Annotated in this window: 22 protein-coding genes; 9 read left to right on the forward strand and 13 right to left on the reverse strand. The window is 60.8% G+C overall.

Going from position 1 to position 23943, the window contains the following annotated elements:
• Positions 1-147 precede the first annotated feature (147 nt).
• Entirely contained in the window at positions 148-2019 is a 1872-nt protein-coding gene (locus tag EV561_RS07025) for a glycoside hydrolase family 15 protein (protein ID WP_245512601.1), read from the forward strand.
• Positions 2020-2033: 14 nt separating this feature from the next.
• Here the strand turns inward: EV561_RS07025 and EV561_RS07030 are convergent, their stop codons facing one another.
• Positions 2034-3029 (reverse strand): polysaccharide deacetylase, encoded by a 996-nt coding sequence (locus EV561_RS07030; protein WP_132519082.1) that lies wholly within the window; start codon positions 3027-3029, stop codon positions 2034-2036.
• A 126-nt stretch (positions 3030-3155) separates the two neighbouring features.
• Between EV561_RS07030 and EV561_RS07035 the strand changes: the two genes are divergently transcribed.
• From EV561_RS07035 to der, 3 genes are all read left to right on the forward strand, one after another.
• A complete protein-coding gene (locus tag EV561_RS07035; protein WP_132519085.1) occupies positions 3156-3743 on the forward strand; it encodes an NnrU family protein in 588 nt (195 codons plus the stop codon).
• Positions 3744-3844: 101 nt separating this feature from the next.
• Positions 3845-4528, forward strand: a complete 684-nt coding sequence (locus EV561_RS07040; RefSeq protein WP_132519088.1) for a tetratricopeptide repeat protein — start codon at positions 3845-3847, stop codon at positions 4526-4528.
• A gap of 75 nt (positions 4529-4603) precedes the next feature.
• Positions 4604-6022, forward strand: a complete 1419-nt coding sequence (der, locus tag EV561_RS07045) for a ribosome biogenesis GTPase Der (RefSeq protein ID WP_132519091.1) — start codon at positions 4604-4606, stop codon at positions 6020-6022.
• A 177-nt stretch (positions 6023-6199) separates the two neighbouring features.
• Here the strand turns inward: der and EV561_RS07055 are convergent, their stop codons facing one another.
• Complete coding sequence (locus EV561_RS07055) at positions 6200-7258, reverse strand: glycosyltransferase family 1 protein (RefSeq protein WP_245512625.1); 1059 nt, start codon at positions 7256-7258, stop codon at positions 6200-6202.
• Between the two features lie 339 nt (positions 7259-7597).
• Between EV561_RS07055 and EV561_RS07060 the strand changes: the two genes are divergently transcribed.
• The gene (locus EV561_RS07060) at positions 7598-8497 is read left to right on the forward strand and encodes a hypothetical protein (protein ID WP_132519100.1); all 900 of its coding nucleotides are present in this window, start codon (positions 7598-7600) and stop codon (positions 8495-8497) included.
• Complete coding sequence (locus EV561_RS07065) at positions 8494-8811, forward strand: hypothetical protein (RefSeq protein ID WP_132519103.1); 318 nt, start codon at positions 8494-8496, stop codon at positions 8809-8811. Before EV561_RS07060 ends, EV561_RS07065 begins: the two co-directional genes overlap by 4 nt.
• A gap of 102 nt (positions 8812-8913) precedes the next feature.
• Here EV561_RS07065 and EV561_RS07070 read toward each other — a convergent pair whose 3' ends face one another.
• From EV561_RS07070 to EV561_RS07095, 6 genes are all read right to left on the reverse strand, one after another.
• On the reverse strand, positions 8914-9849 hold the full coding sequence (locus tag EV561_RS07070) for a sugar kinase (RefSeq protein WP_132519106.1): 936 nt from the start codon (positions 9847-9849) through the stop codon (positions 8914-8916).
• Between the two features lie 257 nt (positions 9850-10106).
• Positions 10107-11117, reverse strand: coding sequence for an oligopeptide/dipeptide ABC transporter ATP-binding protein (locus EV561_RS07075; RefSeq protein ID WP_132519109.1), 1011 nt, complete (start codon positions 11115-11117; stop codon positions 10107-10109).
• Positions 11110-12117 carry an ABC transporter ATP-binding protein gene (locus tag EV561_RS07080; RefSeq protein ID WP_132519112.1) on the reverse strand — a complete coding sequence of 336 codons (1008 nt, stop codon included), beginning with the start codon at positions 12115-12117 and terminating at the stop codon, positions 11110-11112. The genes EV561_RS07075 and EV561_RS07080 overlap by 8 nt, the downstream gene beginning before the upstream one ends.
• A 1-nt stretch (position 12118) precedes the next feature.
• Positions 12119-13036, reverse strand: coding sequence for an ABC transporter permease subunit (locus EV561_RS07085; RefSeq protein ID WP_132519115.1), 918 nt, complete (start codon positions 13034-13036; stop codon positions 12119-12121).
• Entirely contained in the window at positions 13033-13956 is a 924-nt protein-coding gene (locus EV561_RS07090; protein WP_132519118.1) for an ABC transporter permease subunit, read from the reverse strand. The genes EV561_RS07085 and EV561_RS07090 overlap by 4 nt, the downstream gene beginning before the upstream one ends.
• A gap of 54 nt (positions 13957-14010) precedes the next feature.
• Positions 14011-15591, reverse strand: coding sequence for a peptide ABC transporter substrate-binding protein (locus EV561_RS07095; protein WP_132519121.1), 1581 nt, complete (start codon positions 15589-15591; stop codon positions 14011-14013).
• A 292-nt stretch (positions 15592-15883) separates the two neighbouring features.
• Here EV561_RS07095 and EV561_RS07100 point away from each other — a divergent pair, with 292 nt between their 5' ends.
• The 3 genes from EV561_RS07100 to EV561_RS07110 are packed head-to-tail and all read left to right on the forward strand — an operon-like array spanning position 15884 to position 18269.
• A complete protein-coding gene (locus tag EV561_RS07100) occupies positions 15884-17533 on the forward strand; it encodes an alpha-glucosidase family protein (RefSeq protein WP_132519124.1) in 1650 nt (549 codons plus the stop codon).
• A gap of 44 nt (positions 17534-17577) precedes the next feature.
• Positions 17578-18000: a putative toxin-antitoxin system toxin component, PIN family gene (locus EV561_RS07105; protein ID WP_132519906.1), complete on the forward strand. Its 423-nt coding sequence runs from the start codon at positions 17578-17580 to the stop codon at positions 17998-18000.
• Positions 17997-18269, forward strand: a complete 273-nt coding sequence (locus tag EV561_RS07110) for a pilus assembly protein HicB (RefSeq protein WP_132519127.1) — start codon at positions 17997-17999, stop codon at positions 18267-18269. The genes EV561_RS07105 and EV561_RS07110 overlap by 4 nt, the downstream gene beginning before the upstream one ends.
• 45 nt (positions 18270-18314) lie before the next feature.
• Here EV561_RS07110 and EV561_RS07115 read toward each other — a convergent pair whose 3' ends face one another.
• The 5 genes from EV561_RS07115 to EV561_RS07135 form a co-directional block, all read right to left on the reverse strand.
• The gene (locus EV561_RS07115) at positions 18315-19523 is read right to left on the reverse strand and encodes a TIGR03862 family flavoprotein (RefSeq protein WP_132519130.1); all 1209 of its coding nucleotides are present in this window, start codon (positions 19521-19523) and stop codon (positions 18315-18317) included.
• Positions 19524-19540: 17 nt separating this feature from the next.
• Positions 19541-21238 (reverse strand): adenine deaminase, encoded by a 1698-nt coding sequence (ade, locus tag EV561_RS07120; RefSeq protein ID WP_132519133.1) that lies wholly within the window; start codon positions 21236-21238, stop codon positions 19541-19543.
• Between the two features lie 133 nt (positions 21239-21371).
• Positions 21372-21857, reverse strand: coding sequence for a RidA family protein (locus EV561_RS07125; protein ID WP_132519136.1), 486 nt, complete (start codon positions 21855-21857; stop codon positions 21372-21374).
• Positions 21858-21926: 69 nt separating this feature from the next.
• On the reverse strand, positions 21927-23255 hold the full coding sequence (locus tag EV561_RS07130) for an aspartate aminotransferase family protein (RefSeq protein ID WP_132519139.1): 1329 nt from the start codon (positions 23253-23255) through the stop codon (positions 21927-21929).
• A 315-nt stretch (positions 23256-23570) separates the two neighbouring features.
• Positions 23571-23888 carry a metalloregulator ArsR/SmtB family transcription factor gene (locus EV561_RS07135; protein WP_132519142.1) on the reverse strand — a complete coding sequence of 106 codons (318 nt, stop codon included), beginning with the start codon at positions 23886-23888 and terminating at the stop codon, positions 23571-23573.
• Between the last annotated feature and the right edge of the window lie 55 nt (positions 23889-23943).

The raw sequence follows: 23943 nt of genomic DNA on the forward strand, positions 1-23943 counted from the left end.
CAGATGGCTGGGAGCGCGCTGTTCACCATCCTCAATCTTTATCGACTGCACACAATCTAACTCCCTCTTGATCCTCGCCTCATTTGCCAGGCGCAACCGATACCCTCCCCAAAGCGTTGTCACATCGAACAAAACGAGGATGTCGATGTGAGCAGGCATAAGCGGCCTATGCCGCGGACGGATGCAAAGGGCGAAACCGAGGGACGGGTGGCCGAGGCACCGATCCCGCGGCCGATTGCGGAACATGGCGCTATCGGCAATCTCGCGACCATGGGGCTGGTGGCGCGCGATGGAACGCTCGATTTCCTTTGCTGGCCGCAGTTCGACAGTCCGAGCGTCTTTGCCGCCTTGCTCGATCCCGACAGGGGCGGGGCGTTCGAGATCAGGCCCGTCATCGACGGCGCGCGGGTCATCCAGATGTATATCCCGGAAAGCAATGTGCTTCTGACCCGCTGGCTGGGCGAGGAGGCGAGCGCTGAAATCATCGACCTTATGCCGAGACCCGGCGGCGATGGAAAGTGCGTCGGCAAGGTGATCCGCAGGGTGCAAGCGACGCGGGGAACCGTGCCTGTCAAGCTGCATTGCTGGCCGCGGTTCAATTACGCTCGCTCTACCCCTTCGGTAAAGGTCGGCGAGGGCAAGGCGATCTTCGACAGCGGAGAGGGCCTTAGGCTCCGCTTGGCCGGCACCGTCCCGTTCGAAGCCGGCAAGGGCAGCGTCAAGGCGAGTTTCAAACTCAAGGCAGGAGAGACGGCGGACTTCGTCCTCGAAGAAGAGGGGGATGACATTCCCGACTTGAAGCCCGAAGACGTTACCGAGTTGATAGAGGCGACGACCCTATATTGGCAGAGATGGGCGGCCCGGTCGAATTATCACGGCCGCTGGCGCGACGCGGTCACCCGCTCGGCGCTGACGCTGAAGCTCTTGACCTCAAGTCAGCACGGTTCGATCGCGGCTGCGGCGACCTTCGGCCTGCCGGAATCGGCCGGCGGGTCGCGAAACTGGGACTATCGCGCCACCTGGATCCGCGATGCTTCTTTCACCGTCTATGCTCTGATGCGGCTCGGCTATCAGGATGAGGCCTCTGCCTTCACGCGCTGGGCCAATGCGCGCGCCAAGGATTCGCCCGATGGTCATCTGCAGATCATGTACGAGATCGATGGCAGCCAGGAATATCAGGAGGCGACGCTCGATCATCTCGCCGGCTATGGCGGCGCAAGGCCGATCCGCGTCGGCAACAATGCGGCGGGGCAGCTACAGCTCGATATTTACGGCGAACTGCTCGATTCCATCTACATCAGCAACAAGTATGGCGAGGCGATCTCCCATGCGGGCTGGCTTGCCGTCCGCAAGGTGGTCGATCGGGTCTGCGACACGTGGCAGGAACCCGACGCAGGGATATGGGAAATCCGCAGCGAGCCGCGCGAGCATCTGCATTCCCGGCTGATGTGCTGGGTGGCGGTGGACCGCGCGATCCGGCTCGCCTCGAAACGCTCGCTTGCCGCGCCCTTCGAGAAGTGGATCGAGGTGCGCAATGCGATCAACGAGGATATCTGGCAGAGCTTCTGGAACGAGGAGAAAGGCCATTTCGTGCAGAGCAAGGGCGGCACCGAGGTTGATGGCGCAATCCTGATGATGCCGCTGGTGCGGTTCATCAGTGCTACGGATTCGGCATGGCTGAAAACGCTCGATGCCATCGGGCGGCAGCTCGCCGACGACAGTCTTGTCATGCGCTATCGCTCCGAAGACGGGCTGACGGGGAAGGAAGGCTCATTCGCAGCCTGTTCCTTCTGGTATGTCGAATGCCTTGCCAGGGCAGGTCGGCTGCAGGAGGCGCGGATCAATTTCGAGAAGCTGCTGCTCTACGGCAACCATCTGCAGCTCTATCCGGAGGAGTTCGACGAGCGGGGCCATTTCCTCGGCAATTTCCCGCAGGCGTTTACGCATCTCGCGCTGATCAGCGCCGCCTTCTATCTCGATCGGGCGCTGGATGGGCGATACGCGGAATGGCGGGCCTAGGTCCGTGTAACGGATCAGTTCTGTAACCCGGCCGCCTGCTGCGGCTTGCCCCTTGCCGCGATGACAGGCAGCGCCTCGGAATAGCTGACGCAGGCGACGTCAGGCTTGTGGCAGACGTCGCTGACGAAGCGGTCGAGCGCGTTCCAATAGGCGCCGGCGTTCATCTCTACGAAGTGGAAGCCGAATTGTAGGGGGATGCGCTCGCCCTCATATTGTTGCCTGAAGGCGTCCTCGTAGGCGGTGAAGGCGCGGTCCTCATAGGTCTTGGATTGCGCCTTGTCCTCGACGCCCTTGGAATCGTGGACATAAAAATTGTAGTCCATGCCGATAACGGGATGGTGGTCGGGGCCATAGGGAATGAGCGGCAGGCCGAAGCGGTAGAGATCGCCGACCTTTTGCGGCATCAGCGGTCCCTTGGTGACGAGGCTGGCGTCATATTGGAAGCCCATGGCCTTTTCCGCGGGCACAAGACCATCGCTGGTCGAGAGATAGGGCGCACGGAAACCTTTGACGTCGTGGGTGGCAAAATCTTCCCAGCCCTGCGGCTCCTTGTCTGCTTCGCCGACTTTTTTCCACGCATCCCGCAACGCCACGCGGGCGCTCATGAATTCGTGCTCCCAGTCTGCCTCGGTCCACTTCTTGCCGTCGAAATGGCCACAGGCATGGCTGGAAATATCGCTGCCCTCCAGATGCGCCGCCCAGATATTGGCGATGCGCTCACGTACGTCATCCTCGCTCTTGGCGAAGCCGACATTGGATTTGCCGGGCTTCTGGCCCGGTGCCTGATAGGCCTTGGCCTGATCGTGGTTCATCAGGAAGGTGCAGGAGAGAAAATAGGTGAAATGCGCGCCGTTCCGCGTGGCGATCTCGCGGCTCCTCGTCCAGAGCTTGACGTCATGGGCGCCATCGAAGGAGATCAGCACGATCTGCTTCGGCTTTTCGTCCGCGTGGACTGCGACCGGCAAGAGAACAGAAAGGGCGACTGAAACAGCTGAAATGAATCGAAACATGAGCACCGCGACAATTTGCTTTGTGGTTTCCCTGTCGCAGGAATGCGGCAAAGCTTTGAAGCCGGTGGAATTTTCTCGCGCAAGTCGATAATTGATAGGCATATCGGGGCAAAGGGATTTTAAGCCATGGCAGTGCTCGTCGTCGGCATTATTCTATTTCTTGGCGTACATCTCATCCGGGTCGTCGCGCCCGGCTTTCGGCAGTCTATGGTGGAGCGCATGGGCGTTTCCGCGTGGCGCGGCGTCTATTCGGTTGCCAGCATCCTGACGCTGATCCTGCTGATCTATGGCTTCGGCATCGCGCGCACCCAGACGACGGTGCTCTATACGCCGCCTCAGGGCATGGTGCACCTGACGTTGCTGCTGATGCTGCTGGCGCTGATCTGTCTGACCGCCTCGCTGCTGCCGGCGGGGTATATCGCGACCAAGACAAAGCATCCGATGGTGCTGTCGGTGAAGATCTGGGCGCTCGCGCATCTGCTGGTGAATGGCGACAGCGCCTCCGTCCTGCTCTTTGCCGCCTTCCTCGCTTGGGGCGTCGTGCTGCGCATATCGCTCAAGCGCCGGGAGCGGGCGGGCGAACTGACGCTCCGGCCCTTCGTATCGGCGCGTTACGATCTGCTGGCCGTCATCATTGGCGCCGTTGCCTGGGCACTGATCCTCTTTAAGCTTCACGAGTGGATTATCGGGGTTTCGCCGCTCGCAATGCTATGATTTCTGCCTCTCCCCCTTACATAAACCGCAAAATGGAGTAGAAGGCCCCTTCATGCGTGGCATCCAGGCGGATGCCTTGGTTTTGCAGGCCGGAGACGAGAATGGCATTCAACGACGACAGCTTTATCCGCGAGGTGAACGAAGAACTGCGTTCGGACCGGTTGCGGTTCGTCTGGCGCCGTTTCAGCCGCGTCATTATCGCTGTCGCTGTCCTGATCGTTCTCGGTACTGCAGCCTATAGCGCTTATCGCTACTGGGCGAGCAATCAGGCTAGCGACACGGGCGACAAGTTCATCGCAGCGCTGGCGCTCGCCGACCAGAACAAGCCCGATGAAGCGCTGGCGGCGCTGACGGCCATCGAGAAGAACGGCCACGGCGATTATCCGCTGCTTGCGCAGATGCGCGCGGCAACGCTGCTGGCGCAGAAGGGCGATAAGGCCGGTGCGATTGCCGCTTTTAGCGTGATCGGCAAGGATTCGAGCGCCCCGGCCGTGATCCAGGATGCAGCCCGCATCCGTGCCGGCTTCCTGCTGGTCGAGACCGGCACCTATGAGCAGGTTTCTGCGGAGGTCGAGGAAATGGCTGTGCCCAGCAACAGTTTCCGTGGCTCCGCCCGCGAGGTTCTCGGTCTTGCCGCCTACAAGGCCGGTAATTTCGCCAAGGCTCGGGAATGGTTCCAGGCGATCGCCGACGATGCCCAGAGCCCGCGCAATATTGCCAATCGTGCGCAGATGATGCTTGATATCATCACCGCGTCAGGCAAGGCGCCCGTCGCCAAGGGCTAGAGCATTTAGACGCAATTCCGGACGCAAAACCGCGTTACACTTCTGCTGGAATTGCTAGAGGGGAAACATCATTCCATGAGTTTTACGGTCGCCATCGTCGGTCGCCCGAATGTCGGCAAGTCCACGCTGTTCAACCGTCTGGTTGGCAAGAAGCTGGCGCTTGTCGATGATACGCCGGGCGTAACACGCGACCGCAGGCCGGGCGATGCGCGGCTGATGGGTCTCAACTTCACCATCGTCGACACCGCCGGCCTCGAAGAGGCTGACGAGGAAAGCCTGCAGGGTCGCATGCGCCTGCAGACGGAGGCCGCAATCGAAGAGGCTGACGTCTCGCTTTTCGTTGTCGACGCAAAGACTGGCCTGACGCCGGTTGACCAGGCGCTGGCCGAGATGCTTCGCCGCAGCGGCAAGCCGGTCGTGCTTGTCGCCAACAAGTCCGAGGCGCGCGGGTCCGACAGCGGTTTCTACGACGCCTATTCGCTCGGGCTGGGCGAGCCTGTGCCGATCTCGGCCGAGCATGGCCAGGGCATGATCGACCTTCGCGACGCGATCGTCGACGTGATCGGCAAGGAGCGGGCCTATCCGAAGAAAGAAGATGTCGCCGTCACCGATGTCGACATTCCGCAACTGGCCGAAGGCGAAGAAGAAGACGAAGAACCGGCCTATGACGACACGAGGCCGCTCCGGGTGGCGATCGTCGGCCGTCCGAACGCCGGCAAGTCGACGCTGATCAACCGCTACCTCGGCGAAGAGCGCCTGCTGACCGGCCCCGAGGCGGGCATCACTCGCGATTCCATTTCCGTCGATTGGTCCTGGCGCGGACGCACGGTCAAGATGTTCGACACGGCAGGCATGCGCCGCAAGGCACGCGTGATCGAAAAGCTGGAGAAGCTTTCCGTCGCCGATACGCTGCGCGCCATTCGCTTTGCCGAGATCGTTGTCATCGTCTTCGACGCGACGATCCCGTTCGAGAAGCAGGATCTGCAGATCGTCGATCTCGTCATCCGCGAAGGCCGCGCGGCCGTGCTTGCCTTCAACAAGTGGGACATGATCGACGACCGGCAGGCCGTGCTTGCCGACCTGCGTGAAAAGACCGACCGGCTGCTGCCGCAGGCGCGCGGCATTCGCGCCGTGCCGATATCAGGCCAGACGGGCGACGGGCTCGACCGGCTGATGCAGTCGATCGTCGATACCGACAAGGTCTGGAACAAGCGTGTCTCGACCGCCAAGCTCAATCGCTGGCTCGAAACGCAGCAGGTCCAGCATCCGCCACCGGCGGTTTCCGGCCGCCGCATCAAGCTGAAATACATGACGCAGGTCAAGGCCCGCCCGCCGGCCTTCATGATCAACTGCACGCGTTCCGACGCGTTGCCGGAATCCTACGTGCGCTATCTGATCAACGGTTTGCGCCAGGATTTTGCCATGCCGGGCGTGCCGATCCGCATCCATTTCCGCTCGTCAGAAAATCCCTTCGAAAACAAGAAGAAGCGCTGATTTTTTCTCGTTTGGAAGGTGCTGTGTGACGTCTGAGGTCTAGCCTCTCGACGTCATCCTCGGCCTTGTGCCGAGGATCTAAACACGTCAACACAATCAGGCGATTGCAGATTCTCGGGACAAGCCCGAGAATGACGAAAAGAGCTGTCAGCAGCCGGGCATGGCACCCAAAAAACATCAGGCCTGCTTTGCAGCCCTGCCGATCATGCGGCCGCGATGGTTGGCCACCCGGACGTTTTCGATGAACTGCGCGGTTGCCGCTGTCCAGGAATAGTTGAGCGCCAGCGCGCGGGCCGCTTCACGGGAGCAGGAGAGGGCGGCAAGGCATGCCTGCCGCAGGTCCTCGTGGACAGCGCCTGCCGTCTCGTGGCCGCCCAGGATGTCGCCGGGTCCAGTCACCGGATAGGCGGCGACAGGGACGCCGCTCGCGAGTGCCTCGATGATGGTGTTACCGAACGTATCGGTCTTCGACGGGAAGACGAAGACGTCGGCCTGCGCATAGGCTTCGGCGAGTTCCGTGCCAAACTTGGCGCCGGTGAAGAGCACTTCGGGATATTGCTTCTGCAGTTCAGCCCGGGCCGGTCCATCGCCGACCACGACCTTCGAGCCCGGCAGATCGAGTTCCAGGAAGGCAGGCAGGTTCTTTTCCAGCGCGACGCGGCCCACGGTCATGAAGATCGGGCGGGGCAGGCCGAAGGGATTGTCCTGCTGTTCCTGCGGATGGAAGAGCGTGGAATCGATGCCGCGGCTCCAGGGCATGAGATTGTTGATGCCCTTGGCCTTCAATTCGCTGGCAAGGCTTGGCGTTGCGACCATGCAGCCCGAACCGGCATTGTGAAACCACTTCACGAAGGCATAGAGCCAGCTTTCCGGGATCGGCAGGCGGGCGGCGACATATTCGGGAAAGCGGGTGTGATAGCTTGTCGAAAACGGCATGCCGTTCTTCAGGCACCAGCGGCGGGCGGTCAGGCCCAGGGGTCCTTCGGTGGCAATGTGCACGTAGGATGGCGTAATCCTTGCGATCTCTGCAGCGACGCGGCGGTAGCTCGCTATCGATAGACGAATCTCCGGATAGGTCGGGCAGGGGATGCTGGGGAAACCTTCCGGCGTGATCATGGACACGTCGATGCCGAGCTTGGAAAGTTCACGGTTGGTATTCTCGATCGAACGTACGACACCGTTGACCTGAGGGTGCCAGGCATCCGTGACGATCAGCAGACGTTCGGGTACTGCCATGGCAGCGGCCGCCTCAGCCCAGGTCTTGTGGTCGATATCCGACAAACGTTGCAACATGTCCAAAACAATCCGTTCGCGCCGCACCCTCATGGTGTCGGCACAACTCTTTGCCGTATCAGCGAAGATGATTCCCGCGCCGGCCTTATTTTGCGGGGCATCCATGATGGAAATATTACAGTGTTACGTCATCCCCTTCGAACCCTCATACGGACATTGGAGTCACCGCAACCGCGCAGTCTCTAAGGTTGTATTATTTAAAAATGCTCTTTTTAGTAAATATTTCTGTTGAACTGCGCCGAGACTTTGCTAACAATCCCCTCAGGGTTGAGGGGGATTGAAATGTATCCATTTGCGAGATTTCTCGCTGTGCTCTCCTTGGCGGGCGCGGCAGGGTGTACTGCGACCATAGATGCCCAAAATATCAAGAGCTTCGGCGATGCGGCGAAGGCTGTGGCCACCGCCACACAGGATGCGCGCACCATCGACAACAAGCTTGTCGCCGATATTGCGACGGAAGATCAGGCGACGCAATTCATGCGCGGTGGCGGGCCGTATGAGTTTCCTCTTGAGGTCAAGCCGACGAAGGCGACAGGCAAAGTCTGGGATGTCAGGATCGCCTACGCCAAGGCGCTTGCGGACTACGGCGACGCCCTCGCTGCCGCGGCAAGTGGCGTGCAGGGTGACAGCTTGGACACCGCCGTCGACAATCTGCAGAAGGCCGCAACGACGGCGCTCCCCCATCTGTCCGAGGCAAAGAACTTCCAGACCGTGTCCGATGCCAGCGAGAAGGTCGTCAAGACGGTCGTGACGCAGGCGGCGCTCGACCGCATTCACAAGGCCATCGTCAGGGCGCATCCGTCGGTCGTCAAAGGGCGGGAGATATTGGGCTCCGATCTCGCAAAAGTGGCCGGCCAGGTCCAAAGGCACTACGATGAGTGGTTGACCGAGAAGAAGACGGCGCTTGATACGATTCAGGCCGGGAGCAGTGCGGACGAGAAATACCAGGCCTATCGCAACTCCCTGGAGGAGCAGGCAAGCATGGAGAATTCAATCGGGTTGCTTGTGGCGACCGGCGGCGCGCAGCAAGCGAACTACATCACGGTTCTCGACAAGATGGTTGCTGCCCATGCGGCGCTCGCCAAATCCACCTCCGACTCCCTGTCGCTCCAATCCTTCATCGATGCAACGAAACAGCTCCAGGCATTCTCGGATGCCTTGCCCAAGGGAGGTCAATCATGACGACGAACAAGGCCGCATATGATTGCATTCGCTCGGCCATTGCTGCCGCCCAGCTTGGCTTTCACGATGCCAAGGCGGCAAAGGATGGCGCCGTCTTCCTCGATATCTATCACAAGCTGGACGACGAACTGGATGAGATGGTGGCGCAGAGCCTCAACGCCTCGAGCGCAGCCTATGGGGCGCTGACTTCGGGTATGAAAAGCGCAAAGAAGGAAGTCAGCGATGTTCTCGACGACATTCAGGATATCGTCAAGGCGACCGACACGGCTTTGAAGATCGCGACCCTCTTTGCCAAGCTCCTGGCAATCCTCTGACTAGAGCGCTTCCGCTTTTCTTCGAATCGCGAAAGCGCTCTATCTCTTTGATTTGACGCAATTCCGGACGCAAAATCGTGTGACACTTTTGCTGGAATTGCTCTAATCCTTGTGCGCGACGAGCTTTTCCAGATGCAGCTTCTCCGGAGCGACCAAGGCACCGTGCTCCCCGATGACTTTTCCCGCGATGACGGCAGCGAAGCGGGCGGCCGCGACGGCATCGTGGGCCTTCAGATATTCGGCGAGGAACGCGCCGTTGAAGCTGTCGCCGGCGCTGGTCGTGTCGACAATCTTCGCTACTTTCACGGCCGGAACCAGGGTCTCGCCGTCAGCCGTGCCGATCGTCGCTCCCTCGGCGCCATTCTTGACGACGACCATGCGGGCGCCGAGCGCGCGGTAACGGTGGATGGTGGCCGAGATGGAGTCGTCGCCGAAATGGGACGCCTCGTCATCGAAGCTAGGCATGACGATCGTCGAGGTGCGGGCGCCCTCGCTGATCGTCGTGTGCATGGCATCGAAGCTCGACCAGAGCCGGGGACGCAGATTCGGATCGAAGACAACGAGCTTGCCGATCGCCTTGGCGCGGCGCAATTCCGAAAACAGCGTTTCGGCATCCTCATGAGACAGGATGGCGAGCGTGATGCCGGAGAAATAGATAACGTCCGAGGCTTCGATCGCCTCGCGCAGCCAGTCGCCGTCCGCCGCCAGCTGGCGTGCGGCAGAGCTGTCGCGCCAATAGCTGAACGAGCGCTCGCCGTCCTTCAGGTTGATCATGTAGAGGCCGGGCGTCTTGCCGCGGATACGGCGGATATAGCTCGTGCCGATGCCTGCTTTCGCGATGAATGCTGCCATCTCATCGGACATGGCGTCGTCGCCAAGGGCGGTGAAATAATCGACCGTCCAATCGTCGGTCAGGCATGCGCGGGCATACCAGGCGGTGTTGAAGGTATCTCCGGCAAAACCCTTTCGCAGATGCCCGTCCTTGGCCTGCGACAGCTCCACCATGCACTCACCAATCGACAGAAAACGCCCGCTCAATGCCACGACTCCCAATGCCTTGTCGGTATTGCTGATACGCGTTCGGGGCGGTGGAGGCAAGGATGGGGGAGGGTTTTGAGAAAGACCCTTTCTGGCCAACCGGCCATCTCCCCTACAAGGGGGGAGAAGAATTAGCGGTGCCGTTTTGCCTCAATTGAAGTTTGAGCGGTGCGGCAAGACCCCTCCCCTTGTGGGGGGTGGGGAGGGTTCTTGAGATCGCGTCAGATTGTCCATTGCGGACAAGGGCGGTACTGCTGTTAAGGCCTGTCCATATGATAGCAAGCAGCCGTCTGCCCAGGCCTGACCTGCTCCGTCGGCGGCATTTCCTTGCGACAGACGTCGGTCGCCTTCCAGCAGCGGGGCGAGAAGACGCAGCCCGGCGGCGGGTTGAGCGGCGAGGGTGGGTCGCCCTGCAGCAGGATGCGCTTGCGCTGGCGGGCGAGCTTCGGGTCCGGCACGGGCGCTGCCGAAAACAGCGCCTGCGTATAGGGATGCGCCGGATGTTCGAAGACGGTCGCGCAATCGCCAGCCTCGACCACCTTGCCGAGATAGAGCACCAGCACGTCGTCCGAGATCAGGCGGACGACGGAGAGGTCGTGGCTGATGAAGATCAGCGTCAGGCCGAATTCCTTGCGCAGCTTGCGAAGCAGCGTGATCACCTGGCCCTGGATCGAGACGTCGAGGGCCGAGACCGGCTCGTCGCAGACGATCAGCTTCGGGCGTGTGACGACGGCGCGGGCGATGCCGATGCGCTGGGCCTGGCCGCCGGAGAACTCGTGTGGGTAGCGGTTGATCATTTCGGGCACGAGGCCGACCGCGTTCATGATCTCACGGACGCGGGCCTGTCGTTCGGCCTTCGTCAGCTTCGGCTCGAAGACACTCAAGGGCTCGGCGATGATGTCGCCGACGGTCATGCGCGGATCGAGCGAGGCGATCGGGTCCTGGAAGATGATCTGCATGTCGCGGCGCGCGGCGCGCATCTCTTCGTCGGACAGGTTCAGCAGATTGCTGCCCTGCCACATGATGCGGCCCTTCTGCGCCTTGATCAGCCGCAGGATCGAGCGGCCGAGCGTGGACTTGCCGCAGCCGGACTCGCCGACGATGCCGAGCGTGCGGCCTTCCTTCAGCTCGAAGGAGACGTCGTTGACGGCGGTCAGCAGGAGTGGCGGCTTGAAGAAGGATTTCGATGGCAACTCGAATTGCGTCGTCAGGTGCTCGACCTTCAGCAGCGTGCGTGCGCTCTTGGCTTCAGGCGTTATGTCAGTCATGGGCCAAGATCTCCTCGCGGCGAGGGAAGGGATGGAAGCAGGCTGCGCAATGGCGCTCGCCTACAACATCCAGCGTGGGCGGCCGGTCGATGCAGTCGTCCTGCACCATCGAACAGCGCGGCGAGAAGTTGCAGCCCTTCGGCAGGTGCTGCAGGTTGGGCGGCCGGCCGGGGATGACGGCGAGGTCGTCGACATCCTGGTCTGCGCGCGGGATCGAGGCGTGCAGCGCTGCGGTATAGGGATGGGCCGGGTTCTCGAACAATTCGTCGACCGGCGCTTCCTCGACAATGCGGCCGGCATACATGACTGCAACGCGGTCAGCGAGGCCGGCAACGACGCCGAGATCGTGAGTGATCATGACGAGCGCCGTATTCATCTCCGCCGTCAACTCGTTGAAAAGATCCAGAATCTGGGCCTGGATGGTGACGTCGAGAGCGGTCGTCGGTTCGTCGGCGATCAGCAGCTTCGGCTTGGTGAGGAGCGCCATGGCGATGACGATACGCTGGCGCATGCCGCCCGAAAGCTCGTGCGGATAGAGCGTGTAGCGCCGCGTCGGGTCCGGGATGCCCACCCTCTTCAGCATATCGAGGGCCGCAGCGGAGGCGGCGCGCGCCGTCATGCCGCGGTGAACCTCAAGCTGTTCAGTCAGTTGCCGCGAAATCCTGAGAGACGGATTCAAGGCGGTCATCGGGTCCTGGAAGACCATGGCCATGTCCTTGCCGCGGACCTGGTCGAGCTGCCGGGGCTTCAGCGCCAGCAGGTCCTTGCCTTCAAGCAGCGCCTGACCCGACGTCTTGCCGTTCTTGGCAAGCAGGCCCATCAAGCCAAGGAAGGTCTGGCTCTTGCCGGAACCTGACTCGCCGACGATGGCAATCCGCTCGCCGCGGCCGACCTTCAAGTTCATCTTCGATACTGCGGCAACATCGCCCTCCGGGGTGCGGAAGGTGATCGAATAGTCCTTCAGTTCGAGAAGCGTTTCGTTGTTCTTGTTGGTCGTCATGTCAGCGATCCTTCGGATCGAAAGCGTCCCGCAGGCCGTCGCCGATGAAGAGCAGGCTCATCAACAGGGCTACAAGGAAGCCGGCGGGGAAGAAGAGCATCCAGGGCGTGGTCTCCATGCCAGCGGCGCCGTCGGCGATCAGCGTGCCGAGCGAGGTGAGCGGTTCCTGTACACCGAAGCCGAGATAGGAGAGGAAGCTTTCTGTCGCGATGATTTCGGGCACGGTCAGCGCCGCATAGATCACGACCGGCCCTACAAGATTGGGGACGATGTGCTTGAGGATGATCTTGAACGACCGCTGGCCGGAGGCACGCGCCGCCTCGATGAATTCGCGGTGTTTCAGCGACAGCGTCTGGCCGCGCACGATGCGGGCCATGGTCAGCCACTCGAGCGCGCCGATCGCGGCAAAGAGCAGGTAGACGTTGCGGCCGAAGATCACCATCAGCAGGATGACGAAGAGGATGTAGGGCAGGGCGTACATGATATCGACGAAGCGCATCATGATCGCGTCCAGTCGCCCGCCGAAATAGCCGGACACCGCGCCGTAGAGCACGCCAATGAAGACGGATACGAAGGTGGCGACGATCGCGACCGTCAGCGAGACGCGCGTGCCATAGAGCGTGCGTGCGAGCAGGTCTCGGCCATTGGCGTCGGTTCCGAAATAGTGGCCGGCGGCGAAATCCGGTGGGCTGCGGAACGCATTCCAATCCGGGTCTTCGTAGTTGAAGGGAATGAGGCTCGGTCCGAAGATCGCGAGGATGACGAGGAGCGCCAGCACGACGAGGGCTAGCGCTGCCGCCTTGTTGCGAAGCAGGCGGCGGATGGCATCCTTGGTCAGCGACCGGCCTTCCACGGCGAGGCCTTCGGCGGCAAGCAGTTCTGCCGCCAGCAATTCCCGTTTGGCAGGATTGAGGATCATCGCATTCTCACTTTCGGGTCGAGCCACGCATAGGTGATGTCGACCAACAAGTTCAGGAGCACGATCAGGCCCATGTAGAAAATGACCGTGCCGAGCACCATGCCGTAGTCGCGGTTGAGTGCTGCGGCGATGAAGTACCGGCCGACGCCGGGCAGGCCGAAGATGGTTTCGACGATCAGCGAGCCGGTCAGCAGATAGCTCGCCGCCGGGCCGAGATAGGAGACCACCGGCATCATGGCGGGCTTCAGCGCATGGCGCATGACGGTCAGCCGCGGGCCGATGCCCTTCGCCTTGGCGGTGCGGATGAAGTTCTGGTTCATCACCTCGATCATCGAGCCGCGCATCAGCCGCGAGATGCGGGCCGCATGCGGCAAGGCGAGGACGACGACCGGCAGGATGAGGTATTTGATCGAGCCGTCACCCCAGCCACCGACGGGTAGCCAGGCAAGCTGGATGCCGAAGACAAGCTGCAGGATCGGCGCGATCAGGAAGCTCGGCAACACCAGACCGATCAGGAGCACTCCACCCAGCCAGTAATCCGGACCTCGGTTCTGGTAGAGTGCGCCAAGACAGCCGACGAATACGCCGAGCATGAGCGACAGCACGAAGGCCGAGCCGCCGATCGTCAGCGTATAGGGAAAGCCTCCCATGATCTGCTGCGTGACGGTGAAGTCCTGGTTGGCGAAGGAGGGGCCGAGGTCGCCCTTCAGCACGTCTGTGACGTAGATGACGTACTGCTGCAGCAGTGGCTTATCCAGATTGTAGTGGGCGGCCAGATTTTTCAGCACGGCCGGCGGCAACGGCCTTTCGCCGTCGAAGGGACCGCCTGGCGCGAGGCGCAGGATGAAGAAACACACTGTCACGGCAATCCACAGAACGGGGATTGTCGACAGCAGGCGACGGAGAGCGTAACGGATCATGGGCGGGGACAGACCCCTTCGGCATTGCAGCCGAAAGGGGTCCTTTTTCCTGTTTTACTGCTTGACGGACAGCCAGCGGGTGCGGTGGATGTCCTGTACGTTGTCCTCGTAGCCCTCGATCTTCGGAGAGACGATGCTCTGAGAAACGTAGTAGTAGATCGGGATGGCAGCGCTGTCGTCGAGGGCGAGCTGTTCAGCCTGCTTGTAGATGGCGGCGCGCTTGGTGAGGTCGGTTTCGGCGTTGCCCTGATTGATCAGCTTGTCATAGTCAGCGTTGGACCAGCGGCCGTAGTTCATGTCGACGCCGGTCGAAAGCAGGTTCAGGAAGTTGATCGGGTCGTTATAGTCGGCGAGCCAGCCGGCACGGCCGATTTCCACCTGGCCGCGCTGCATTTCATCGTAATGCACCTTGGTTTCGGTGTTGTAGAGCTCGACGTCGACGCCGAGCGGCTTCCACATGGCAGCGATTGCGACTGCAATCTTCTTGTGGTTGTCGTTGGTGTTGTAGCGCAGCTGCGCATGCAGCGGATGGTCGGGACCGAAGCCTGCGTCGGCGAGCAGCTTCTTGGCGTCAGCGACCTTCTGGCTATAGGGCTCATCCTTCCAGCTGACATAGGCCGGCTCGCCATAATGCGCGGTGCCCGGCGGGACCCAGGAATACATCGGCAGTTCGCCGGTGCCGAGGATCTTCGGGCCGATGACTTCGCGGTTGACGGCCATGGAAAGGGCCTGGCGGACGCGCTTGTCGTTGAAGGGCGGCTTGGTGGCGTTCAGCACGTAGTAATAGGTGCCGAGGAACGGAACCACATGCGCCTGTCCGGGCAGGTTCTTCTTGATCCATTCATACTGGTCGGCGGGGAAGGAGGTCAGAATATCGAACTCGCCAGCGCGGTAGCGCTTCAGCGCGGCAGACTGGTCTTCCAGAGTGTAGAAGGTGGCGCCGTCGATCTTGACGTCCTTGGCATCCCAGTACTGGTCGTTCTTGACCGTCGTTACGTGCGAGCCCGGAACCCATTCGGTCGGCTTGTAGGGACCGTTGGTTACGATGTTGCCGATCTTGACCCAGTCATCGCCCTTGGCTTCGACCACATGCTTCGGCAGCGGATAGGCCGTGTAGTGCATGAGGGCGTTGAGGAAGTAGGGGGTCGGGTTGTCGAGCGTGATTTCAAGCGTCTTGGGGTCAAGCGCCTTGACGCCGAGCTGGCTGAAATCCTTGATTTCGCCCTTGTTGATCTTCTCGGCGTTGTGGATGGTGAACTGCAGATAGGCGTAGTTGGCGGCGGTCTTCGGATCCATCAGGCGCTGGAAGGCGAAGACGAAGTCGTCCGCCGTGACCGGCTGACCGTCAGACCACTTGATGCCGTCACGCAGCTTGAAGGTGTACACCTTGCCGTCGTCGGAAACCTTCCAGCTTTCGGCCTGGCCCGGGATCGGATTGTCCTTCGGATCTTCGGTGACGAGACCTTCGAAGATGTCGCCGTCGATGCGGTTCTCCCAGTCACCGGAAATTTTCTGTGGGTCGAGCGAGGTAGGGTCGCCGCCATTGTGGATATTGATGGTCGCGGCATGCGCGGAGAAGGCGAGCAGCGTGCCGGCAAGCGCCGAAGCAAGGAATTTTTTGTTGATGTATGTCATAGGATCGGACCCTACCTTTCTGGTTTTTGCCTTGTTTCAAGGTCTATCGTTGTTCCCGCAGGTGACCTTAACGTGCAGGTCAACGTCGCAACTTATCCATTAGGGTGTCGCTTTCAACCCCTAAATGCGGGGGTGGCGCAATGATCGCTTTCTACCTATAAGCCGCGCCCCCGTTCTGCTTCACGGTCTTTTGCGGAATAAGGCAAAGCTTGCCTGTCTTTCGAATTGTATTTTACGGCCTGCCCGCTAACTTGTGCGTCGATCAAGCGAGCGAGCGGAGGCGGATTGTCCCATGGAATCAACAGGCAAAGCGGCGGCGAAGGACTGGTGGCGCGGTGCGGTGATCTATCAGGTCTATCCGCGATCCTTCCAGGATACTGACGCCAACGGGCTTGGCGACATCAAGGGGATCACAAGACGGCTGCCGCATATCGCCTCGCTGGGGGTCGATGCGATCTGGCTTGCGCCCTTTTTCACGTCTCCCATGGCCGATATGGGCTACGACGTTTCAGATTATTGTGATGTCGATCCTATCTTCGGGACGCTGGCCGATTTCGACGAGATGCTTGTTGCGGCGCATGAACTCGGTCTCAAAGTCATCATCGACCAGGTGATTTCGCACAGTTCCGATCGTCATCCTTGGTTTGTCGAGAGCCGGTCAAGCCGGACCAATCCGAAGGCGGACTGGTATGTCTGGGCCGATCCGAAGCCGGATGGAACGGCGCCCAACAACTGGCTGTCGATCTTCGGCGGCCCTGGCTGGGAATGGGATGGCGTGCGCCGGCAATATTACCAGCACAACTTCCTGACATCGCAGCCCGATCTCAACTTCCATAGTCGCGATGTGCAGGACGCCGTGCTTTCCGCCGTGCGATTCTGGCTCGACCGCGGCGTCGACGGTTTCCGGCTCGATACGGTGAACTATTACTTCTGCGACAAGCAGCTCCGAAGCAATCCGCCGCACGAAGCCAATGAAAGCGATGCCGGCCTCGACGCGCCCGATACCAATCCCTACGGCATGCAGAACCATCTCTACGACAAGACGCAGCCGGAAAATCTGGGCTTTCTGAAGCGTCTGCGCGCGCTGCTCGACACATATGAGAATCGCACGACGGTGGGGGAGGTCGGCGACGGTGCCCGCTCGCTGCAGACGCTGGCCGCCTATACCAGCGATGGCGACAAGCTGCATATGTGCTACACCTTCGACCTGCTCGGGCCGGAATTCACGCCGGCGCATTTCCGCAGCTGCGTCAGCGCCTTCCAGGAAAACGTGCGCGACGGCTGGGTTTGCTGGGCTTTCTCCAACCATGACGTCAACCGCCATGTCAGCCGCTTTGCCAAGACCGAAGAAGAGCGCCCGCGCATCGCCAAGCTGGCGATCTCGCTGCTGTCGACGCTGCGCGGCTCGATCTGCCTCTATCAGGGCGAAGAGCTGGGCCTGCCGGAAGCCGATCTCGCCTTCGAAGACCTGCGCGATCCCTATGGCATCCGCTTCTGGCCGGCCTTCAAGGGCCGTGACGGATGCCGCACGCCGATGCCATGGGAAGCGGGTAGGGTGCATGCCGGCTTCACCACGGCGGAAAAATCCTGGCTGCCGGTTCCCTATCAGCACGCAGCACTTTCGGTCGACAAGCAGGAGGCGGACAATGATTCCGTGCTCCAGCACTACCGCCACACGCTCGCTTTGAGGAAGGCGCATCCGGCGCTGATCGATGGCGACCTGACCTTCGTCAACACCAAGGAAGACGTCCTCGCCTTCACCCGCGAGAAGCACGGCGAGACCCTGCTCTTCATCTTCAACCTTGCCCGCAAGCCGGTGCAGGTGGCGCTGCCGAAGGGAATGAAGGTGAAGGAGGTCCTGCCGATGCCGGGCTTCGTGCCTGGCGCTGCGGTGGAGACGGTAAAGTTGGATGGGCTGGATGCGTTTTGTGGGCGGCTTTGACGAGGAAAGCCTTTTAACATCCTATGGGATGTATTAAATTGGACATGAAGCGCGTTGTTTTAGACACAAACGTGTTGACGGCCGGCTTCAGGAGCCGGAGGGGTGCGTCCTTTGCACTCTTAAACTTAATAGCCGAGGGACAGCTTACGCCGCTTGTTACGACTGCCCTCTTTCTAGAATATGAGGCGGTTCTCAAGCGACCGGAGCAGATTGCGGCTCATGGGTTTTCACCGGAACGCGTCGATCGATTGCTTTCGGCCTTTGCCACTCTCTGTGAGCCGGTTGACGTCAAGTTCCGATGGCGACCGCAATTGGCGGACCCGCAAGACGAGCTTGTGTTGGAAGCCGCGGTGAATAGCCGTGCAGATGCTTTAGTGACATACAATATCAAGGACTTCGCGCCCGCGGCGAAGATTTTTGATCTTCTTATTCTGAGACCTGCGGCTCTATTGGACAAACCGGAATGAGCAAAGCGACCTACCCCCTGAAGCTGCCTTTGTCGGTCAAGGAGGCAGCCGCGCGTCTTGCGAAGCAGGACGGCGTCTCGCTGAACCAGTGGATTGCATCCGCCGTGGCGCAAAAGATTGGCGCTGTAGAAACGGCGGAGATCTTTCTCAAGCGTCGGGCAGCTACTTCGCAGGAGAGCTTCGCTGATCTGCTTGGTGAGGTTTCTGACAGCGATCCGGTTGAAGGCGATGAGTTGCCCGAACATTTGCAACATGGCCGCTGGCGATAGAACGTACCTATGAGGGCTTGGCCAAACGTTTATTGAGGTAGGGTTTCAGCCAAGGTTGCTTAACCACACTTCCATCCCCTTCGCCGCTGCTCGTCCGGTCGCCATGCAGGCTGTCAGCAGATAGCCGCCCGTCGGTGCTTCCCAGTCCAGCATCTCGCCGGCCACGAAGGCGCCTGGTAGAGCCTTCAGCATGTAGCGCTCGTCGATGCCGTTCCAGCGGATGCCGCCGGCTGATGAGATTGCCTCGTCGATCGGGCGGGGACGGAGGAGGGGGATTGGCAAGGCCTTGATCAGGGTGGCGAGCCGGTCGGGGTTGCTCCTGTCGGCCTCGTCGGTCAATTCGCGCAGCAGAGATGCCTTGACGCCATCGATGCCGGCGCCTTTTCGCAGGCGGTTGGTGAAGCTTGCCTTGCCGTCCTGTTTGGCGAGATCATGGGAAAGGCGTTCTGCCGTGCGGCCGGGCGCAAGATCGACGACGAGTGCCGCCTTGCCGTCCTTTTCGAGCCGATCGCGCAGACTGGCGGCATGGGCGTAGACCAGGCTGCCTTCGATGCCGTGCTCGGTGATGACGAATTCGCCAGGCAGCGTGCCGGCACCCGAAGTGGCGGTCACTGATTTCAGCGGTTCGCCGGCAAAGCGCGTCCGGAAAGCCTCGGTCCATTCGATATCGAATCCGCAATTGGCAGGGCGGAAGTCGCTGATCTCGACGCCTTTCTCCTTGAGCCACGGCACCCAGGTGGCATCGGATCCCAGCCGCGGCCAGCTTGCGCCGCCGAGCGCCAATAGGATTGCATCGGCTTGAACGAGTTTTTCGCCCTTGGGCGTCTCGAAGAGGTAACCGCCTTCGGCAAAGCCGCACCAGCGATGGCGGATCTGAATGTGAACGCCCTGCGTTTCCAGCCGCCGCAGCCAGGCGCGCAGCAGCGGCGAGGCCTTCATCGCCTTCGGGAAGACGCGACCTGACGTGCCGACGAAGGTCGCCGTGCCCAGCCCTTCGGCCCAGCTTGTGAGGTCGTCGGGCGTGAAGGCGTCGAGCGCTTCGCGCAAGCGCGCGGATGCGTTGCCGAAGCGCGTCGCAAAGAGGCTGTAGTCTTCAGCATGGGTGATGTTCAGGCCGGATTTGCCCGCGAGCAGGAATTTGCGGGCGACGGTCGGCATCGCCTCATAGACGGTCACGGCATGCCCGGATTGCGACAGCGTTTCCGCCGCCATGAGGCCGGCGGGACCACCGCCGACAATCGCGATGCGCTTCATGGGATTTCGGGCGCCCGTCACCCGAGCAGCCTGAAAGCATCGACATCCACCATGCCCATATCTGATATTTTCAGATGCGGAATGACCGGCAGCGGCAGGAAGGCGAGCTGCAGGAAAGGTTCTTCCAGCGTTGAGCCCAGTGCGAATGCCGCCTGGCGGAGATGATGCAGCGTGTCGCGCACGCTCTCATAGGGCTCCAGGCTCATCAGACCAGCGACGGGGAGCGCGATCTCGCCGGTCACCTTGCCGTCCTCGACCACGACGAAGCCGCCCTTGATCTCGCTGAGGCGATTGGCGGCCTGAGCCATATCATCCTCGCTGACGCCGACGATGCAGATATTGTGGCTGTCATGGCCGACCGTGGAGGCGATTGCTCCCTTTTTCAAGCCGAAGCCCTGGACAAAGCCATTCGCGTGGTTGCCGTTCTTGCCGTGACGCTCGATGACGGCGACCTTGATGATATCGCGGCCAAGATCGACGGTTGTCTGGTTCCCCTGTGCAGGCAAGCGGAAACGGCGATGTTCGGTGATGATCTTGCCGGGCATGACGCCAATGACCGAGGTCTCGCCTTCGGCGACTGGCACGCCGAAATCGGCCGCGTTGATCGTGCGGGCCTTGACGCTGTCGAGGCCGACAGGTTCGACGGGCTTGCGGGTGGAAAACAGCGCGTCGGTCACGCGGCGACCGCCGGAGAATACGATCTCGGCCTTGCAGTTTTCCAGGTTGTCGAGGACCACGAGATCGGCGCGCCAACCGGGCGCGACGAGGCCGCGGTCGCTGAGGCCGAAGGCGCGGGCGGCGGAAATCGAGGCCGCGCGGTAGATCGCCAGCGGCTCGACGCCCGACGCGATCGCGGTGCGGATCATATGGTCGAGATGGCCGTGTTCGGCGATGTCGAGCGGGTTCCGGTCGTCGGTACAAAGTGCTAGATAGGGAGACAGTCGCTCGGTGATGATGGGCATCAGGGCGGCGAGGTCCTTGGAGACCGAACCTTCGCGCACCAGGATGTGCATGCCCTTGCGGATCTTTTCCAGCGCCTCTTCGGCCGTGGTGCATTCATGTTCCGTGCGGATGCCGGCGGCAAGATAGCCGTTGAGGTCCCTGCCGCGCAGCAGCGGCGCGTGGCCGTCGATATGATCGCCATAGAAGGCGTCGAGCTTGGCGAGGCAGGTCGGATCCTTGTGGATCACGCCGGGAAAGTTCATGAATTCGGCAAGGCCGATGACTTTCTCATGGTCGCGATAGGGCAGCAGCGTCTCGATCGGCAGATCGGCGCCTGACGTCTCCAAGTGAGTTGCCGGCACACAGGAGGACAGCTGGACGCGGATGTCCATGATCGTCTCGCGGGCGCTGTCGAGGAAGAACTCGATGCCTTCGGTGCCAAGCACGTTGGCGATCTCGTGCGGATCGCAGATGGCCGTCGTCACACCATAGGGCAGGACGCAGCGGTCGAATTCATGGGGCGTAACGAGAGAGGATTCGATATGCAGATGCGTGTCGATGAAACCCGGCACCACGATCTTGCCGGAAATGTCGATTTCTTCGCGGCCCTCATAATCGGCACAAGTGCCGACGATCCGGTCGCCGCAAATGGCGATGTCGGAGGCCACCAGCTCGCCGGTGACCAGATCGAAGAAGCGGCCACCCTTGAGCACGATATCCGCCGGCATGCGGCCGGTGCCCTGGTCGATCAGGCGTTCAAGATGGGCGGTCATGTCGCTTCTTCCTGTCCATGCGATTCTTGCATTTTATTCGTTAAGCGGTTCCGGCTGTAGAGGGAACGATTCAGGCAGACGAAATCGAGGAAACGGGAATAATCAATGCCCCCGACGCCGCCATTTCAGCTGCTCAAGGTTTGAAGGCCAGTTCTGCGGCAATAACCACGGGGCAGCGGAGTGGGGTCGCCGCAACGCCCATGGCGGTCCGCGCATGACTTGCTATACCTGGGCCGAAAAGATCCGAAAGCAGGCGCGAGCAGCTATTTATAACGTTGGTCGTGCGATCGAAGCCGGGAGCAGTGAGCACGAAACCATCGATGCGCAACCAGGCTGTGATGCGATCCAGATCCCCGATCGCGCGCTTGACGCTTGCAAGAACGGAAAGGGTGGCCAAGCGTGCAGCGTCGGTAGCCTGCTCTGGCGTTACGTCGGCTCCAACCAACCCAAAAGGACCGACGATACTGCCATCCGGTGCCTGTGGACCGTGCCCCGAAACGTAGACCCTGTTGTCGAAGACACGTGCCCAGGCGAAATCGATCACCACATTTGCGGGGACTTTTGCTGAATCCGGCAGATAGAGGCCCATTGATCGGATACGCTCTTCGATCACAGCCATTGGGCTCTCCATTGATTGTAAAGGGTGTGTAGAAAAGGCGAAACCTTGATCGTCTCGCCTTTGCCTTCGTCAGATATTCTTCTGCAGAATTTCCCTAAGCTTGCCGAAGAGTTCATCGATGTGATGCTTTTCGATGATCAGCGGCGGAGAGAGGGCGATGATGTCGCCGGTCGTGCGGATCAGCAGGCCGCTTTCATAGGCCTTCAGGAAGGCGGTGAAGGCGCGTTTGGTCGGTTCGCCGGCGATCGGGTCGAGCTCGATGGCGCCGATCAGGCCGGTGTTCCTGATGTCGATGACGTTGGGGCAGTCCTTTAGCGAATGCAGGCCGTCAGCCCAGTAATCGGCGAGCTCTGCGGCGCGGGTCAGCAGGCCTTCTTCCTTATAGGTGTCGAGCGTTGCGATCGCTGCGGCCGAGGCGATCGGATTGCCCGAATAGGTATAGCCGTGCATGAACTCGATCATGTGCTCGGGGCCGTTCATGAAGGCATCGTGGATTTCGGAGGTTACGAAAACCGCGCCCATCGGGATGACGCCGTTGGTCAGGCCCTTGGCTGTCGTGATCATGTCGGGAACGACATCGTAATACTGGGCCGCGAAAGGCGCGCCGAGGCGACCGAAGCCGGTGATGACTTCGTCGAAGATCAAAAGAATGCCGTGCTTGGTGCAGATCTCGCGCAACTTCTGCAGATAGCCCTTCGGCGGGATCAGGACGCCCGTGGAGCCTGCAACCGGCTCGACGATGACGGCGGCGATGGTCGAGGCGTCATGCAGGGTGACGATGCGCTCCAGTTCGGTTGCGATATCGCCGCCGTGCTCGGGCTCGCCCTTCGTGAAGCGGTTCTTGTCGGGCTGGTGGGTATGCGGCATGTGGTCGACGCCCGTGAGAAGGGTGCCGAACATCTTGCGGTTCGAGACGATGCCGCCCACGGAAATGCCGCCGAAGTTGACGCCGTGATAGCCGCGCTCGCGGCCGATCAGGCGGAAGCGCGAGCCGTTGCCCTTCACGCGATGATAGGCGAGCGCGACCTTCAGCGCAGTCTCGACCGATTCGGAGCCGGAATTGGTGTAGAGGACGTGGTTCATGCCTTCAGGCGCGATATCGACCAGACGGTTGGCAAGCTCGAAGGCCTTGGGATGGCCAAGCTGGAAGGCGGGAGCATAGTCGAGTTCGCCAGCCTGTTCGCGGATCGCCTCGGTGATCTTTGGGCGGCAGTGGCCGGCATTCACACACCACAGGCCCGCCGTTCCGTCCAGCACCTTGCGCCCGTCATGGGTGGTGTAGTGCATATCCTTCGCGCTGACGAACAGGCGCGGCTCCTTCTTGAACTGACGGTTTGCCGTAAACGGCATCCAAAAAGCCCGCAGATCATTGGGGGTGGTATTCAAACGGTTGGACATGATGTTCTCCCTGGTCATTCGGTGACCATTCCCGGCCGCGGCTCAACGCGTGATTATTTATCGCCCGGTCAAATTATCAGGCGGCCGGGGGCGGTCAAGACGATGCTACGAATTATGAACCGGCCAGAAGGAACCAGCAGTGCTGACGGGCCGGTCGAGATGGGAGATCCGGCACAAGGCAATAAAGGCCGGCAGTTTTCACTGCCGGCCAAGGTCGTTATGCATGTCGTGATAAAATCGGCTCGGCCACGATTGCCGGGAAGCATTCCCAGCGATCGAAAACGTGCCTACGCTAACGTGATGTCAGCGCTATCATCAGGCGGCCGATTTGCTCTTTTCAGGCTCGCAATAAATGTCCTCGAGAGTCGACAGAACCTTCATTACGGATTCCGACGAACTGGAGTAGTAAATCGTTTGAGCATCCCGGCGGGTCTTTACCAGTTTCTGAGCACGAAGCTTCGAAAGGTGCTGGGAAAGGGCCGATTGGCTAAGGCCGACCTGATTGGCAAGAACACCAACCGGGACTTCACCCTTAACCAGACTGCAAAGAATCATGAGGCGCTTCGGATTCGCCATGGCAGATAATAAGGCTGCCGCCACATTGGAGTGGTCGGCCAAATTGCTAGTTTTCATCTTCTCAAACTTCCTAATGCGGGGGCGTACATCAGAAACGGGGAGGTTCGTTCAC

The sequence above is a fragment of the Rhizobium sp. BK376 genome (genome assembly GCF_004341625.1).
Lineage (GTDB): Bacteria > Pseudomonadota > Alphaproteobacteria > Rhizobiales > Rhizobiaceae > Rhizobium.